The organism is Terrimonas ferruginea DSM 30193, from assembly GCF_000425585.1.
Classification (GTDB): domain Bacteria; phylum Bacteroidota; class Bacteroidia; order Chitinophagales; family Chitinophagaceae; genus Terrimonas; species Terrimonas ferruginea.
Map to the genome: position 1 here is coordinate 233860 of NZ_AUDS01000009.1, position 16749 is coordinate 250608.

The window sequence follows — 16749 nt, forward strand, 5'->3', positions numbered from 1 at the left end:
CCAGATGTGGTTAAGACTTATCAGGAAATGATCTTCTTGCGAAAGGCGATGGAGAGCGCTTCGCCGAGGCTGTTTACTTGCAGTTTCTGGTATATTTTACGGATGTGTGAGTGGACCGTTTCGTAGGCAATATCCAGGGATGCAGCCACCATTTTATAACTCTGTCCGTTGCTGAGTTGTAAAAGAATTTCTTTCTCGCGCGGTGTGAGATTGTATTCGTTTTCTACCGGCTGATGTTTATGAAAATGGTCGATCACTTTTCGTGCAATGCCCGGTGTCATGGGGCTGCCACCGGCCATCGCTTCTTCAATGGCGCTCAGCATTTTCAGCGGGGAAGCGTCTTTGGTCAGGTAGCCCTGCGCGCCCGCCTGCAGGCTTTGGAAAATGCGTTCCTCATCGTCAAAAATCGTCTGCATGATTACCACTACAGAGGGTAATATTTCACGGATACGCTTCACTGCTTCTATGCCGTTGATACCCGGCATGTCGATATCCATCAACACAACATCCGGCAGGCATTGTGCAAGTTTATCTTCCAGCCCGCTGGCATCTGCATAAACGCCCGATACTTCAATACCGGGAGATCCATCGAGCAGCAGATGGAGGCTGTTGCGAAACCGGTCGCTATCATCAAATATGGCCACTTTAATCATGGTACGCCTGTTCATTTACAAACATAAAAATACACGAGTGCGGGCGGGAAGCCTATCACCAAATATGGTTAGGATGCAACCTGCATCGGGAGCTCGAACCGGACCTGCGTGCCTCCCTGCGTTACCGGAAACAGGTCCAGGCGGCCACCAACGCCTTTAGCACGCTGCTGCATATTGCGCAAACCGTTGCCATCCGAGCGTCCTGCGGTGGGCGGCAAACCGGCTCCGTCGTCGGTCACGGAAATGGTTAATTGCGCTTCCGCGCAGTCAATGGATACGATGATACTTTGCGGTGATGCATGCTTGATGGCGTTGTTGATGGCTTCCTTCAACACCAGGAAAATATTCTTGCGCGCACCGAGCGAAAGTTCGGGCATGGCTGCAACCGGCAACCTGAACTCCAGGTGAATTTCTTTTTCCGCACAGAGTGGTTCCGCATATTGCCGTAGCCGGTCTATCAATTGTTCGAAAGTGAAATGGGCCGGTTGAATAAACCAGATCGTGTCTTTCATTTCCGATAAAATATCTGAAGCGGTATTACTGATGATGTTCAATACCTGTGCGGCCGATGCGGGTTGCTTTTCCATCCGCTGACGCGCCACCTGGCTGTACATGGCAATACTGCTGAGGCCGGCACCGATGTTGTCGTGAAGATCGGAAGAGAGTTTTGTCTGCATCGTACTTAGACTGGTGCGCAACATTTCGGTTTGTTGCAACTGATGGATCAGCCTGTCTTGTGTATCGATGATTTGTTGTTGGGTACGCTTGTTTTTTATCACCAGTCCCGTATTGAGCAATAACAGCTCAAGTAATATGGCTACTTCAAAAGCAACGTATACAAGGATGGTTCGTTGTTCCGGGTCTTCTGCGATCAATGTGAAAATATGACCGGAAATACCGCCGATGGCAATGCACACGCCACCAATCACCAGGAGATTATTCAACAGGTTCCGTTGTACCAGTAGTTTGTAAAGGAGAGGGGCCGCAGACAGTGCCAGCGATACCGATGCGATCATATAAATAATCGAAGAAGTGGTATAGCTGAATGAAAAGGGGATGCAAATGCATTTTGCGATAATAAAAACCATGAAAAAGATTTCTACCAGCCGTGCATTCCTGTAGAGTGCGGGCTGCGTTTCTTTTAATTCAAGGAAATAATAACCGAAACGGATATACATCCAGCAGGCAAAGATGATCAGCGGCTGATCGAGGTATTCGTCCAGCATCGGAGGAATAGGAGCCGGAAAAAAATGCAATACACTGTCAAGCCTCGTAATGAGAAATAAGAGCGTGCTGCACATATAAACAATGTAATACAGGTAGTCTTTACGCCGGAAAACAAACCATTGTACCAGCATGAAGGTGGCCTGGAATAGCATGGTTCCGATCAGTAGGATGTGAATCCAGTGAAGGAGCGGCATGTGAACGGGTTTATGTTAATGGTGGCCGAATATATTGAAAAATCCCCGCACAACTGGCGGGGATTTTCGCTTATCGTATCAGGGTTACTGTTCCCTTTCGTTCGATGACGCCGCAATTGGTAACGGCTTTTATGAAGTACACATACACACCGGCCGGTTGATCCACCCCCTGGAATTTTCCATTCCAGCAGGCGTAGGGATCGCGTGAATAGAAAATCCGTTGTCCACCTCGGTTGTAAATACTGAAATCGATTTTTTCAATCACACCCCAATACGAAATACCATAGCAGTCATTTCGCCCGTCGCCGTTTGGCGTGAAGGCATTGGCCATGAGATTATCCCCGTGACGGGTATCGGTGATTTCAACCGTGATGCTGTCGCGGTTCACGCAGCCATTGGCATCCGTACCGGTTACATAGTATTTCGTTTCTGTTGTGGGACGGGCAAGCGGGTTGTAAATGGTGGTGCTGCTCAATCCTGCCGGCGGAGTCCAGTTGTAACGTATGGCACCGGAGACGGTCAATTGGGTGCTGCCGAAGTTACAATCCAGGTCGTTTGATTTGGTGACCTGCAGCGTTGGCAACGGATGTACCACAAATGTTACTGACTGGCTCGGCAGAACAGTGCCCGGCGCGGTGATTACGCAACGGATATAGGCACTGGTGAGGGCGGTCATCGTGAGTTGCGATGTGGTCGCTCCGGGGATGTCCGTCCAGGTACTGTTGTTGCCGCTTTGCTGCCATTGGTATTGCAAGGTCACCAAGGGACTTTGCGCTTCGGCAATGATAGTAAAGCGTGCCTGTTCATTGGTACACAAAGCGAGCGGCGCAGGTTGCTGGCGGATGTTAACGACAGCCCCGGTGATGGTGAACGTACCATTGACAAATACAAAGTTGTAGTTGGCCGCTGTTCCGCCACTGAAGGTAATCGGGTATTGTCCCGGCATACTGGTGAGGGTGGCGGTGGTGCCGATAACCGGCGGCGTGATGACGGATTGATTTTCTCCGTAAACAAAACCACTGTAACTGAAGGTGAGCGGAGGATTGTTTTCACCGTAAGGCCGTGTTTTGTCATCCGCGGTTATCAACAAATTCTTCGGTGTTACCACGAGTGTAAAGATTACCGGCGAGGCACCGAGGTAAATATTGTCGCCGGCCTGATCAGCCGCAATAAGCGTGGTGCCAACACTATGAATGGTGATCTGACCTGTTGCGTCAATGGAGGCCACCCCGTTATTACTGCTGCTGTAGGTTACCGGCAAACCGGAAGATGCGGTGGCGCTGCCATCCTGTACGGGATCCCCATAGGTAACTGTTACCGTGCTATTGCTGGTTTGTGTGTTAAAGGAAATGGTTTGCGGCCGTTTGTTGACGGTCAGCAATGCCGCGTTGCCGGTTGCATTTGGCAGACAGATGCCTGTTACAATACAACGATAGAGGTAACCACTGATATGCGGTACATTGGTCAGGGTGAGTGTGGGAGACTGGCTGCCGCTGTAAAGCATTCCGTCGGTAACCGGAGCGAAGCCCGCGCCATCGTTGACTTCCCATTGATATGTAAGCGGACCTGTACCGGAAGCCGTTACCGAGAAGCTGGTATTATCCTGGATAAAAATAACCGAAGGTTGCGGCTGTAGCGTAATGGCCGGAGCGGTATTCACGATCAGGTTCAATACAGTCGTGCTGTCACAACCCGTGATCTGTGAAGGCATCGTGAATGTGGCCACGTTGTTTCCTCCCGCTGTGATACTTTGTCCATTCCAGGTATACGGCAATGCGTCTGCGCAGATCGTAATCGTTTCTGTTTCGTTGATCAGTGGGTTCACGATCAGGTTGAGCACAGTCGTGCTGTCGCAACCCGTGATCAAAGATGGTGTAACAAATGAAGCTACCGCGTTTCCGCCTGCAGCGATGCTTTGTCCATTCCAGGTGTAAGGCAATGCATCTGCGCAGATCGTGATCGTTTCTGTTTGATTGATCAGCGGATTAACGATCAGGTTCAGCACAGTCGTGCTGTCACAACCGGTGATCAACGAGGGCGTGATAAATGTGGCCACGTTGTTACCTCCCGCTGTGATGCTTTGTCCGTTCCAGGTGAAAGGCAATGCGTCCGCGCAGATCGTGATCGCTTCTGTTTGATTGATCAGCGGGTTTACGATCAGGTTCAGCACAGTCGTGCTGTCACAACCGGTGATCAACGAGGGCGTGATAAATGTGGCCACGTTGTTACCTCCCGCTGTGATGCTTTGTCCGTTCCAGGTGAAAGGCAATGCGTCCGCGCAGATTGTGATCGTTTCTGTTTGATTGATCAGCGGGTTTACGATCAGGTTGAGTGTTGTTGTACTGTCGCAACCGGTAACGATCGACGGCGTAACAAATGTGGCTACGTTATTACCACCTGCGGTCATGGTTTGCCCGTTCCAGGTGTATGGCAATGCATCCGCACAGATGGTGATGGTTTGTGTTACGGCCGGTGCGGGATTGACGGTGAGGTTAAGGGTAGTGGTACTGTCGCAACCATTTTCCGTTGAGGGCATGGTAAACGTTGCTACGTTGTTGCCGCCGGCAGTTATGCTTTGTCCATTCCAGTTGTAGGGCAGTGCGTCCGCGCAGATCACTATATTTTCCGCCGCATTTTTAACCAGGTTCACCGTGAGGTTGAGCGTAGTGGTACTGTCACAGCCGGTGCCGGCTGATGGCGTGGTAAATGTTGCCACAGCAGTACCACCTGCCGTTATGCTTTGTCCATTCCAGCTATAGGGCAATTGGTTGGAACAGATGGTGATATTTTCCGTTGCGCTGATCAGGGCATTTACTATCAGGTTGAGTGTGGTGGTACTGTCACAACCCGTAACGAGGGATGGTGTGGTGAAAGTAGCTACCCCATTTCCACCGGCATTGATCGTTTGCCCGTTCCAGGTATAGGGCATGCTACTGGCACAGATAGTAAGATTTACGGTCTGATTAATCAGTGGATTGACAATAAGATTTAAAGTAGTGGTACTGTCGCAACCGGTGACCAGTGACGGAGTGGTAAATGTTGCTACAGCGTTACCGCCGGCCGTGATCGGTTGTGCGTTCCAGGTATAGGGCAATTGGTTTGCGCAGATCGAAATGGTTTGCGTGGTGTTGATGAGCGGATTAACAACAAGATTTAAGCTGGTGGTACTATCACAACCATTGACCAGCGACGGAGTAGTATAGGTGGCTACGCCATTTCCTCCTGCCGTTATCGTTTGTCCGTTCCAGGTATAGGGCAATGCATTTGCACAAATGGTAATGGTTTGTGTAACGGGCGGTAAATTGTTTACGACCAGGTTAAGCGTGGTGGTACTATCACAACCGTTGATCAACGACGGAGTTGTATAGGTGGCTATGCCATTGCCTCCTGCGGTTATGGTTTGCCCGTTCCAGGTATAGGGCAATGCGTTCGAACAGATGGTAATGGTTTGTGTAACCGGCGTTACCGTGTTTACGATCAGGTTAAGCGTGGTGGTACTATCACAACCGCTGGTCAACGACGGAGTTGTATAGGTGGCTACACCATTGCCTCCTGCCGTTATCGTTTGTCCGTTCCAGGTATAGGGCAATGCATTCGAACAAATGGTAACGGTTTGTGTAGCGGAGGTTACACTGTTTACGACCAGGTTAAGTGTAGTGGTACTATCGCAACCTGTCATCAATGACGGGGTCGTGAATGTCGCTACACTATTGCCTCCTGCAGTTATCGTTTGCCCGTTCCATGTATAGGGCAATTGATTGGTGCAGATCGTGATATTTTGAGTAGCTGTTTTAAGCGGATTGACGGTGATGACGCTGTTGACCGGCGTGCTGGTACAGCCATTTGCGGTGCTGGTTATGTTATAGCTGACGGTTCCGGGCAGCGTGGCGCTATTGGTCAGTGTTTGCGAAATAGGGCCTGTACCACTGCCGGCTGATACACCTGTGATACTTGGGACGGTTGAAGCTGTCCAGGTATAAGTGGTTCCTGTTACAGAGGAGTTTAACGCAATATTCGGATTCTGCCCGCTGCAAAGCGGATTGATGGCGGGAATGGCGGTAACCACCGGTCTTGGATTCACGGTTACGTTTACCGTATTGGCATTCGTATTACCGCAGGCGTCGGTAAGCGTAAGATATACAGGAATAGTTCCGTTAGCAGGAAAGGTGAGATTGGCGGAAGCGCCTGTGGCGGCAACAGGCGTACCTGTGGGGTTAAAGCTCCAGGAATAGCCATAAGGACTAACACCACCACGGCCCGTTGCTGTGAGCATAGCACTGGTACCCTGGCATACCGCTGCACCTGTTGAGGGCGTTATGGTCACGGGGGAGGCCAGTTCAACGGTACGTCCTGTAATCGTCATCGTCCAGGGACTGGCAGCGCCAATACAGCTTCCGCTACAGCCGGCAGACGAAGTATAACAACGATAAAAGCGCATTTCGAATGGGATGTTGGCAGAGGCGCAGGAAGCAGCCGGTAAGCAGGAGGCCAGATCGTTCATGATCGAGATGTTGTTTCCGCTGCAGGTACCGGTACCGATGCCGTTGCAAAACCAGTAATTTCCTGCGGCGCCCGGGCTATTACAGGTGCCGGAGCGAAAGGTCACAGCGCCATCATACATCCAGCAGGAGCCTGTTGCAATATAGCTGAATGTCCAGCGGATGTCCTCTATGTCGAAACTGGCCGGTCTCGTCACGTTCAGGTTGTAGGAACAGTAGGCTGTGAAGCAGGCAGCACCATAGGCTGAACCGGTAATCGCTGCCTGTGCAAGCGTGTTGCTGGCCGTTACCAGCGGATCAATCACCAATTCATGTTGCCCGATATATTTGTTGATCCAGTAAGCCGGTACGATCATGTCCATAGCGCCATCACTGATATCATAAGCAACCGCCATCATGCTTTCCTTACCGCCATTTTTTGCATAAGCATAACCGGCATTTACTTTCAAGGCATCGGCGCCGTTCAGCAACACGGTTAACTGGCCAACACCCTTTTGTTCGTTGCCTTCAGTGAATTGCAGTCGTGTATTTTGTCCACTATTGAATGCATCCCGGAAGATCAATTCATCGAAAGAACCGAATGCATTTCTTTTGATAATAAAATTTGTCTTAATGGCGCCGCGGAAGACTTTCAGTTCAGCATCGATGCCTTCGAATACATTGGTGATGTACATGCCGTCTTCACCAATTGTATACCGCGACCAGTTAGCCTTTCCAATTGTTTCCACCGTGCCGTTGCGGCGTATCAGTAAAGTCCAGTCGTTGAATTTTACATTACCCACCACGGTCTGTAAACTTATTTGTTGGCGGGAGAGATCGAAGATGGCGGGCTCCGGGGCATATCCTGAACGGTACACGCCATTGGCACCTGGTTTCAATTTATGCTGGATGGTGATCCATCGGCCGTCCACCAGCGTGTTCAGCGAGCCAAGCGATTGCTGGATATATTGCAATGTGGAATCTTTCAGGCTGCGGAACAATCGTTTATCCGCTTTGCGTTCGGCATATACTTCCACGCAGGTGTCGCAGGGCGCACCATCGGGCAGTATACCATATTCGGGGTGCGTAAGGTCTTTTTTGCTATTGTATTTTCCCCACGCTTCAAGATCCGGTGATTTTTTTCTTTCGGGAAAAGTGTAATAGTTGTCTTCCGACGCTTTCATCTGCCCATCCGTATTTTTTCCCGGATGAACAGGTTGCAACGACTGCACATAATGATCCGCAGGATTTTGCGCGTAGTTGTTCAGGGTCAGGCATACGAATACGCTGAACAGAAAGACTCTCATGTAGTGGTTCATGGGCTCAGAGGAAGTATTGGGCGGGCGGACGGGAGCCGGCAGTTAATTTTCGGTTTAGTTTCTAGTCAACGAAAATACAAGATATTCCCGCAAAACCTAGTGTTTACCCATAGTAATATCACCCCGTGATAAAAAAGAAAGGACGCCGAAGCGCCCTTTCTAATCCTACTCTAATCTATCAACCTGCTGCAGCAGCAGCTTTTTTCGCTGATCGTCGGTAGAACAACCAGAATAATATGGGGAATACTAATAATGTAAGAACCGTTGCCGTCACCAGTCCGCCAATGATGGCCACCGCCAGCGGCTTTTGGCTTTCCGACCCGATACCTGATGATAATGCAGCAGGCAATAAGCCCAGCATCGCCATCAGTGCCGTCATCACTACCGGACGTATCCGCGATATTACCCCTTCACGTATCGCCATGGCCAGATCCATACGTTGCCTTAGATTCTGATGGAACACGGTAATCAGGATCACACCATTCTGCACACAAATACCAAACAAGGCAATGAAGCCGACACCGGCCGATATACCGAAGTTGATACCGGATATGTGCAGGGCCAGAATGCCTCCGATGAGGGCAAAGGGCACGTTCATCAGCACAAGACCGGCGTCTTTCACATTGCCAAATGTGATGAAGAGCAAGACAAAAATGGCCAGCAGGCTGATCGGCACTACAGTAGCCAATTGCCTGCTCGCCCGCACCTGGTTTTCAAATTCACCGGCCCACTGAATAGAATATCCTTTGGGAAGTTTGACCAGCTTGTCTACGGCTGCCTGCGCTTCGCTGATCGTGCTGCCAAGGTCGCGGCCGCGCACGGTGAATTTTACACCGATGAAGCGTTTGTTGTCATCGCGGTAGATGAAAGCCGGACCCGTTACTTTACGCAGATCGGCGATACTGCTCAGCGGAATCTTTCCTCCTTTGATCGTTGGCACCATCAGCGACATGATATCCGCTTCGTCTTTCCGGTATTCAGGTTGATAACGGATGCGTACATCGAAGCGTTTTTCCTCTTCGTATTTGGCAGTGGCCGTTTTACCACCGATCGCCATTTCAATAACAGCCTGCGCATCCGCAGTAGCCACACCGTATAAGGCCATTTTTTCTTCGTCCAATATCACGCTGATCTCGGGTTGCCCTACGTTGCGCAGTATACCCGCATCTTTAATACCATCGATGTCTCTGATAGAAGCATATACCACATCGGCCAGGCTATCCAGTTTTTCCAGGTCGTCGCCAAAGATCTTCACCGCATTGGATGCCTTGAAACCTGCGACGGCTTCGGCTACGTTGTCTACTACGGGCTGGGAATAGTTGTAGGTAATGCCCTGGATTTGTCGCAGCCGCTCATCCATTTCCTCGATCAATGCTTCCTGCGACAAACTGCGTTTCCATTCTTTCTTTGCTTTCAGGTTTACCTGGAATTGTATAAAACCAAATCCGTTCGGATCGGTACCATCGTTGCTGCGGCCGGTTTGCGAGAGCACACCATTTACTTCTTCGAAGTCCATCAGCTTTTCCCTGATCGTGCGCGTGATCTTCATTGATTCGGTAAGCGAGGTGCTCATGGGTAGTTCAGCCGTCACCCACAAAGCGCCTTCATTCAACTCGGGAAGGAACTCTGATCCCAAAAATTTTGCGGAACCAAATGTCAGTCCCATGAATACAAATGCGCCCAGCAGACTTTTGCGTTTGTTGCGGAAACACCAGGTAAATGCGGAGGTGATCGAACGATTGAAGAAACGTACGATGAAGTTTTCTTTTTCACGCACATTTTTATTCAGCAACATCGAGCACAATACAGGCACCAGCGTAAGCGTAAAGATCAAGGCGCCCAGTAGGGCAAACCCTAATGTCCAGGCGAGCGGCGAGAACATTTTGCCTTCCACTTTCTGAAAAGTAAAAATCGGAATGAGGGCCGTGATGATGATCACTTTCGAGAAGAATACTGCTTTACCCAGATCGCCACCGGTTCGTTTTAATAATCCCAGTTTGGATAGCTTGTTGAACCTGGGCATGCCGACTTTGTGTGAAAGATGGGCGAGTGCCACAAACATACCTTCTACCATTACCACGGCGCCGTCGATGATGATCCCGAAGTCGATCGCCCCCAACGAGATCAGGTTGGCACTCATGCCTTTCATCCGCAAACAGAAAAATGCGAAGAGTAATGATAACGGAATGATCAGCGATACGATCAGCGTGGTGCGCCAATCAGCCATGAAGATGAGTACGATCACCGTTACGAGTATGATACCTTCCACCACGTTGTGCGAAATGGTATCAGTACAATAACTCATGAGCACATCACGGTCATAAAATGTTTCCATCTTCACATCGGCGGGCAATACTTTTTCATTCAGTTCTTTTATTTTTTCTTTTACGGATGCGAGTACAGCCGACGGATTTTCATCTTTCCGCATCACCACAATCCCTTCCACCACATCGTCGTCCTTGTCAAGGCCTACCTGGCCTACACGAGGCAAGCCGCTTTCCTGCACGGTAGCTACATGTTTGATCAGTACGGGTGCATCGCCGTTTTGCTCTACGATGATGTTTTCGATATCCGTGCTGCTGTTGAGCAAACCGATTCCTCTGACCACATAAGCCTGGTTGTTTTTTTCAATCACATCCCCACCCACGTTCAGGTTGCTGCGTGATACGGCCGTGAATACTTCGAGCGGCGTAATGTCATATTTAACCAGCAGGGTAGGGTTGACACGTATCTCGTATATTTTTTCTTCACCACCAAACGCCACCACGTCGGCCACACCGGGCACGGCTCTTAGTTGCCGGTCGATCGTCCAGTTCTGGATGGTCAGGAGTTCGCGGCTGTTGCGCGATTTGCTGCGCAATACATAACGGAATATTTCACCGGTAGGACCGTAAGGCGGTTGCACTTCCGGATCCACGTCGTCGGGAAGACTGACGGTTCTCAACTGATTATTGACCTGTTGCCGCGCGAAGAAATCGTCGACGCCGTCTTCAAAAATTATTTTCATCACACTCAGACCAAACATGGTAATGCTGCGCACATTTGTTTTGCGCTGCACACTGTTCATGGCCACTTCGGTGGGGCGTGTTACAAAACGTTCCACTTCTTCGGCGCTTCGGCCGGGCCATTGTGTAACGATGATGATCTGTGTATTGGTTACGTCCGGGAAAGCCTCGATGGGCGTCCGGACAAAGCTTACAATTCCCGCAATGATCAGTACTCCGGTGAGGAAGAAAACGAAGAACTTGTTCTTGAGGGAAAAAGCTACAATATTTCGGATAAACTTGTTCATGCAAAAAGATTGGGCAGGCAGTGTCACACGGCAATAGCCGGCAGTGGTGCTACCTGCGGTTTAGCTTAATCATTTAAAGCATCATAGACCAGCAAGGCGTTGCGGCTGATGACGCGCTCGCCTTCCTGCAGTCCGGCCCTGATCCAGGTGATGTTGCCGGTAGTGCGCAAAGGCTCTACCACACGCGTTTCAATGCTGTCGCGGCTGTGAAACACCATCACGTAGTTGCGGCTTTTGTCAAACACCACGGCTTCGGCGGGAATGGCTGGTTTTTTATCCGGTTCATTGCGGCTGATATAAACAGTGGCTGCCATCTCCGGTTTGAGTTCATAACCGGAATTCGGCAAACGGATACGGATCTTGAGTGTTTTAGTTTCCGGATCCAGCACGTTCAGCATCTTGTCAATTTTGCCGTAAAAACGTTTGCCCGGATAGCTGAGCAGTTCAATTTCTGCGGGCATACCTACCGACAAACGTGCTATATCCGTTTCATAAACATTGGCTGTTACAAAAACCTCGTCGATCTGCGCGATGGTGAAGATGCTCTCACTGAAACCTGCAGGCAACTGCATGTCGGCGTTGATCTTTTTATCCGTAATAAAACCGCTGATGGGTGCAACGATGTTGTAGTTGGCACCATCGCGGATATGATAAATTGAAAACACTTCATTGATCCTGTTGAGTTCGGCCTGTGCATTTTCCACTTCGCGTTGCGCGGCGGTCAGATCCCGTTCGGTGTTGAGCCTGGAATCGGCTAGTTCCTGTTCGGCTTTAAGGTTTTTACGGGCCGTCATTAATGCATTCTCCGCATCGCGGCGTTGCTTTTCAAAATCGGCGATGTCGGTGCTCCGGATTGTAGCCAATACCTGCCCCTTGTGTACAAAATCACCCAGCGATACATTGAGACGGGTTACATAACCTGCCACCACGGGAAAAATGGAAGCGAGTTTGTTGTCTTCGGGAGTGATCTTACCGGAGAAGCGCAATTCGCTTTTTACATTTTCCAGCCGGGTGGTATCTATCCGGATCCTGCTCATCATGGTATCGGTGAGGGAGAAACGGTTGTCGCTTTCCTGCGGTTTTGAATGGCTGCAGGACAAGAGAATACCTGCCAGTGCAGCGGTTATAAGAATTTTATAAAGCATAAACTTTTTTTATCAGACTGATTAATTCGGTTAGTCGAAAGAAGCACCTGTCACGTATTCCAATTCTTCCCAGGCGAGCCGGCGTTGCTTGCGTAATTCATTTACCTGTCGCATGGCGGTATTGTAGTTCTGGAAAAAATCCATGAACTCCAGCATGCTCATATTGCCTTTGTTGAAATTTTCAATAACAGAACGGTTGACGGCAGGGAAATCTTTGTTGAAGCCTGTTTGCGAGAACTGGTATTCTTTTTCGGCTTCCAGCAGGCGCGCGTAACTTCCGGCGATCTCTTTTTCAATGGTTAATTCCTTGTAGTCTTTTTCCAGCTCGGCCACGCGTATCTGCGCTTTGGCCTGTTTGATCTGTCCCTGGTTCCTGTTGAAGAAAGGGAGATCGATCGATGCGCGGAGCGAGTAAAAATTGGATACATAATTACCATCCTGGTCGTATCCGGCACCAACGGTAACATCGGGAACGGCCATCGCTTTTTGCAGGCGGTAGTTCAGTTCTTCCTGTTTCACCTGGCTGTATTTCATGCGCAGATCGGCGCGTTCTTTCTTTGCCATCTCCAATAAGGTTTCGCGTGAAGGCAAGGGACGGCCTGCCCATTCTTCTTTTGACGGCATTACATTGACGCTGGTATCGAGCAGCAACTGCAAGGTCTGTTGTGCATTGAGCGCGTCCATGATCACGGCATTGCGGTCGGCGCTGAGCTGGATGTATTCCGATTTCAGGCGCACGGCATCTTTCAGGGAAACGTTGCGGCGGTTGGCCTCCTGTTCATACGAATTGATGAGTTGCTGCAGCCATTGCAATTGCTCGGTGTACTGTGTTGCCAGTTCGGTCGCGTATACTTGTGTATAAAAACTGGCGCGCAGTTCATACTTGAGTGTGCGCAGCAGATCATAAAAGGCCAGGTCTGTTTCGCGGGTTTGCTCGCGGGCCAATTGTACACGTTTGTTGCGTTTGCCGGCCAGGATGATCAGTTGGTCGAGTCCGAACTGTTTCTGCCCGCGGCGGCCGATGTCGAACCATTTGCGGTTATCGCCGTAAGTGGCGAGATCGGTGCTGAAGGTCGGGTTAGGATACAATTTTTCCTGTATTTCATTGGCTTTGGCCGCATCCACCTGGTAGCGGCTGGCCAGTAAAAGCAGGTTTTTCTTGAGAAATATTTCCTCTGCCTGTTGTATGGTTACAACGATGCTGTCTGCCTGTTGCGCGTAGGCACAGGTAACAGTGACGCAAAGGAATAATGAAGCAAAAAATTTCATTATTGCCTGTTTTGATTCAGAAAAGGGAATAGCGCTACGTGCGCGTCAGTTGGCACATAGGGAAAACAAATGATCGGGGATGATCAATCAGGCTGTTCGGTCAGGAGGTTGCAGGAGGCGGTTGATATAACCGGCGGGAAGCAGGAATGCCGCTTCGCGGGCGGAAGGTATTGAATTGGCTCGTGTGAAAACGGGCGAGAGAAGTCGTTGTTTTTTTTCCGGCAGGGAAAAATCGAAACCTGCTGCTTTTTTGAGGATGCTTTGCTGGTCGTTGCCGGTGCTGTCGGGGAATTGTTCTTCGTGATCAGTTGTTTCATTCACCAGATATTCCAAGATGCTTTCGATTTCTGTGTAAGAAACACCGTCATCTGCCTGGTCGGTCAGTGATTGAAACACGGCACCGTCGTCCACGATATCGATACTGGTATTGAGTATGGACAGCGCTACGATCCAAAGAATGATATGTTTGCCAATTTTCAGCACAGGCGGCAAAGATAGGGCAGAACGGTAAAACCCTGTATGCTAGTAGACTGATAATAAAATGTTAATACGAAGGGGAGGAGTAAGGAGTAAGGTGTAAGGGATAAGGTGTAAGGTATAAGGAGTAGGGTATAGGGTATAGGGTATAGAGTGTAGGGTTGAAGGCGTAAGGTTGATAACTATAAGCCTATTCACGATTGAAGGCCGACCCGAAGGGTGGTTCGTGAAAACACGAACCACGGGTGCGTTGGACAAACATTCGGCTATTCACTGATTCACTTATTGACTTATTCACTCCCGAGACTTCGGGATGACCATTCACCATTCACCATTGACGATTGACAATTCACTTTTTCACCGGTGGCACCGGCGCTGGCTGTTCGCGCTGCTTATTCTTCTCCGATTGCTCTATGAGTTTTTTCTCATTCTTGTTGCCCTTGCCGTCGAGAATGGGTTTTTCGACCGGTGGTTTGCCCATATACGGATCCGCATCACTCATATCTATTTTATAAGTAAATGCTTTGTCGATATGTATCCATTTGCCATTTTCCCACTTAAATGCTTCGTTATCGCCGTCCGGCACGTATGTCCAGGGATTATCGGGTTCATCATTCTCGGATATCAGGTGATCGACCAGGATTACATTCTCTTCCGGCAAAAAATCCATCAACACACGCACATCTTTTTTAAACTCCAGGCTGAAGCGGTTCTGATCTGGCTTCGGAATGCTGTCTTTGGCAAAACTGAAAAACGGACCTCCGAAAACCGGTTCGCCACGTCCGTTGAACGTAAGTACTTCCAGCCATTTTTTACTGCTGCGCACCGTGTGCCCGTCAAAGCCGAACAGGGTATAAAAGTTCTTTCCGTTGTATTGTGTGCGAATGATGTTGTAATACACTGCGCCGATCCAGTTGTTGCGGTCGCGCGCAGAGTCCATCGGATTCTCGGTGAATTCCGATACATCCCGGAGCGGAAATAATTTAAGCGATCCGTCTTTCGTGCGCATCTGGATGGCTCCGCGTTGACGGGAGTAGTAATTGTCGTAGTTCAAATTCCAGGTAAATATGCGGAACGTGCTGTCCGGTGCATACATTTTAGAGATGCCAAGAACCGAATCAAACGGATAATAGAAAGAGTTTTTGACCTGCAGCGCCCGCACCAGTGTTCTGATGAAAAAGCTGTCTGCGATCATGCGGTCGGCCATTTCCTGCTCAACGCTCATGTCTTTCGAATGCTTCGATAAGGAATCTTCTTTGAGCCTCAGCTTCTTACGGTCTGCTGAAGAGATCGGCGACTGCGCATAAACGGAAGTTCCGGCGGCGAAGGCGATCAGTAAAACAAGGCTAAGGCGTAAGGTCAACTTTTTCACTTTATCTTTTTTGATCCGCTACGTCGGTAACGGTGTTCAGGTAACGTCTTTCCGGCAGGAAAATTACACAAAGAACTATAAAGATTTTGCAAAAGCGTAAAGTGACTCAAATTGCCAGTCCACATCCTGGTGGGGAAGTTCGTATGGCGGGTTGGTGGTTGTGAGATAAACGGTGTACAATCCCGCATGCCGTCCGAATTGCATATCGCTTGGATTATTACCGATCATGATCGTTTTGGACAGATCGATATCCGGGAAATCATGTTTGGCGAGGAAGGCCATCCCGGGGTTTGGTTTGCGTATGGGATCGAAGTTGGACATGGCCGTTGCGGAGTAGACGTGATCGATCAACCCGCCGTTTTCTTTTACGATCCGTTGCAATTTATCGTTCACCGTCTTCAGGTCTTCGAGCGTCATCAGACCTCGGCCCACACCGCGCTGATTGGTGGTGACGATCACCCGCCCGAATTTTCCGTGAATGATCCGGGTAGCATCCAGCGCACCGTCATAAAAAACGAATTCATCGGGATGAAAAACATAACTGCCGACCTTATCATGGTTGAACACACCATCACGATCCATGAACAAAGTCCATGATTTGTCGATGTCTTTTAAAGAGATAGCAGGCCGTGCCAGATCCTGTTGTGCCTGGTTGTAATCATCCGGAATGCCGATATCGATGAAATAATCATCCTGGGCAATGCCGTATAATTTATCATCAGCATACCGCGCTTCGAGGAAATCTTTTTCGAAGGAAAATTTTTCCGGTAATCCTGCAGCGAGCAATGCTTCGCGATCGATTACATAAAGTCCGCCATTGATCGTTCCCTGTTCGTACTGTTGTTTTTCTTTGAATGCGGTAATGCGTCCTTCATTGTTTATTTCCACCACACCATAGCGGTCGAAATGTTGCATGGGTTTTAAAGCAAGCGTGCAGATGGCATGATTACTACGATGCAATTGCAACATAGCCGGTATATCTGCACGGAACAATGTATCGCCATTGGTAACGATCACTTGCGACGAATGTGCCTGTGCGGCGGCAAGGAGAATGGCACCGCCGGTGCCCAATGGTTCTTCTTCGATAACCGTTTTATAGGAAAGCGTAGCAAAATCTTTCTCGAGGTAATCGGTGATGAGTTCATGTTTATAACCCAGCGAAAAAATAAAATCGTTGATGCCCTGGCTGCGGAGGTAATTGATCACATAAAATAAAAACGGACGCCCGGCTACGGGCGCGAGACATTTCGGAAGATCGGGAACGGCAGAACGAAGCCGCGTGCCCAGCCCGCCGGCCAGGATGATTGCTTGGGTCATATCAGT

Annotated in this window: 9 protein-coding genes; all 9 read right to left on the minus strand. The window is 49.5% G+C overall.

Features of this window, described 5'->3' with window-relative positions:
- Nucleotides 1–20: 20 nt before the first annotated feature.
- The 9 genes from H608_RS0102530 to H608_RS23340 all read right to left on the minus strand — a co-directional run bounded on the left by H608_RS0102530 (nt 21) and on the right by H608_RS23340 (nt 16743).
- On the minus strand, nt 21–668 hold the full coding sequence (locus H608_RS0102530; protein ID WP_028786295.1) for a response regulator transcription factor: 648 nt from the start codon (nt 666–668) through the stop codon (nt 21–23).
- Nucleotides 669–721: 53 nt separating this feature from the next.
- Complete coding sequence (locus H608_RS0102535; protein WP_028786296.1) at nt 722–2074, minus strand: sensor histidine kinase; 1353 nt, start codon at nt 2072–2074, stop codon at nt 722–724.
- A gap of 70 nt (nt 2075–2144) precedes the next feature.
- The gene (locus H608_RS0102540; protein WP_028786297.1) at nt 2145–7859 is read right to left on the minus strand and encodes a T9SS C-terminal target domain-containing protein; all 5715 of its coding nucleotides are present in this window, start codon (nt 7857–7859) and stop codon (nt 2145–2147) included.
- 190 nt (nt 7860–8049) lie between these two features.
- Nucleotides 8050–11163, minus strand: a complete 3114-nt coding sequence (locus H608_RS0102545; protein WP_028786298.1) for an efflux RND transporter permease subunit — start codon at nt 11161–11163, stop codon at nt 8050–8052.
- Nucleotides 11164–11228: 65 nt separating this feature from the next.
- Entirely contained in the window at nt 11229–12308 is a 1080-nt protein-coding gene (locus tag H608_RS0102550) for an efflux RND transporter periplasmic adaptor subunit (protein ID WP_028786299.1), read from the minus strand.
- Nucleotides 12309–12338: 30 nt separating this feature from the next.
- Nucleotides 12339–13577 (minus strand): TolC family protein, encoded by a 1239-nt coding sequence (locus H608_RS0102555; protein ID WP_028786300.1) that lies wholly within the window; start codon nt 13575–13577, stop codon nt 12339–12341.
- An 87-nt stretch (nt 13578–13664) separates the two neighbouring features.
- Complete coding sequence (locus H608_RS0102560; RefSeq protein ID WP_155990019.1) at nt 13665–14060, minus strand: hypothetical protein; 396 nt, start codon at nt 14058–14060, stop codon at nt 13665–13667.
- A 343-nt stretch (nt 14061–14403) separates the two neighbouring features.
- A complete protein-coding gene (locus tag H608_RS23335) occupies nt 14404–15426 on the minus strand; it encodes a hypothetical protein (RefSeq protein WP_051267951.1) in 1023 nt (340 codons plus the stop codon).
- A 75-nt stretch (nt 15427–15501) separates the two neighbouring features.
- Nucleotides 15502–16743: an HAD-IIIA family hydrolase gene (locus tag H608_RS23340; protein ID WP_051267953.1), complete on the minus strand. Its 1242-nt coding sequence runs from the start codon at nt 16741–16743 to the stop codon at nt 15502–15504.
- Nucleotides 16744–16749: the final 6 nt, after the last annotated feature.

Excerpts from the sequence above, each read along its gene's own strand:
- H608_RS0102535 (WP_028786296.1), bottom strand. The coding sequence starts at position 2,074 with ATGCCGCTCCTTCACTGGATTCACATCCTACTGATCGGAACCATGCTA.
- H608_RS0102540 (WP_028786297.1), bottom strand. The coding sequence starts at position 7,859 with ATGAGAGTCTTTCTGTTCAGCGTATTCGTATGCCTGACCCTGAACAAC.
- H608_RS0102530 (WP_028786295.1), bottom strand. The coding sequence starts at position 668 with ATGAACAGGCGTACCATGATTAAAGTGGCCATATTTGATGATAGCGAC.
- H608_RS23340 (WP_051267953.1), bottom strand. The coding sequence starts at position 16,743 with ATGACCCAAGCAATCATCCTGGCCGGCGGGCTGGGCACGCGGCTTCGT.
- H608_RS0102545 (WP_028786298.1), bottom strand. The coding sequence starts at position 11,163 with ATGAACAAGTTTATCCGAAATATTGTAGCTTTTTCCCTCAAGAACAAG.
- H608_RS0102555 (WP_028786300.1), bottom strand. The coding sequence starts at position 13,577 with ATGAAATTTTTTGCTTCATTATTCCTTTGCGTCACTGTTACCTGTGCC.
- H608_RS0102550 (WP_028786299.1), bottom strand. The coding sequence starts at position 12,308 with ATGCTTTATAAAATTCTTATAACCGCTGCACTGGCAGGTATTCTCTTG.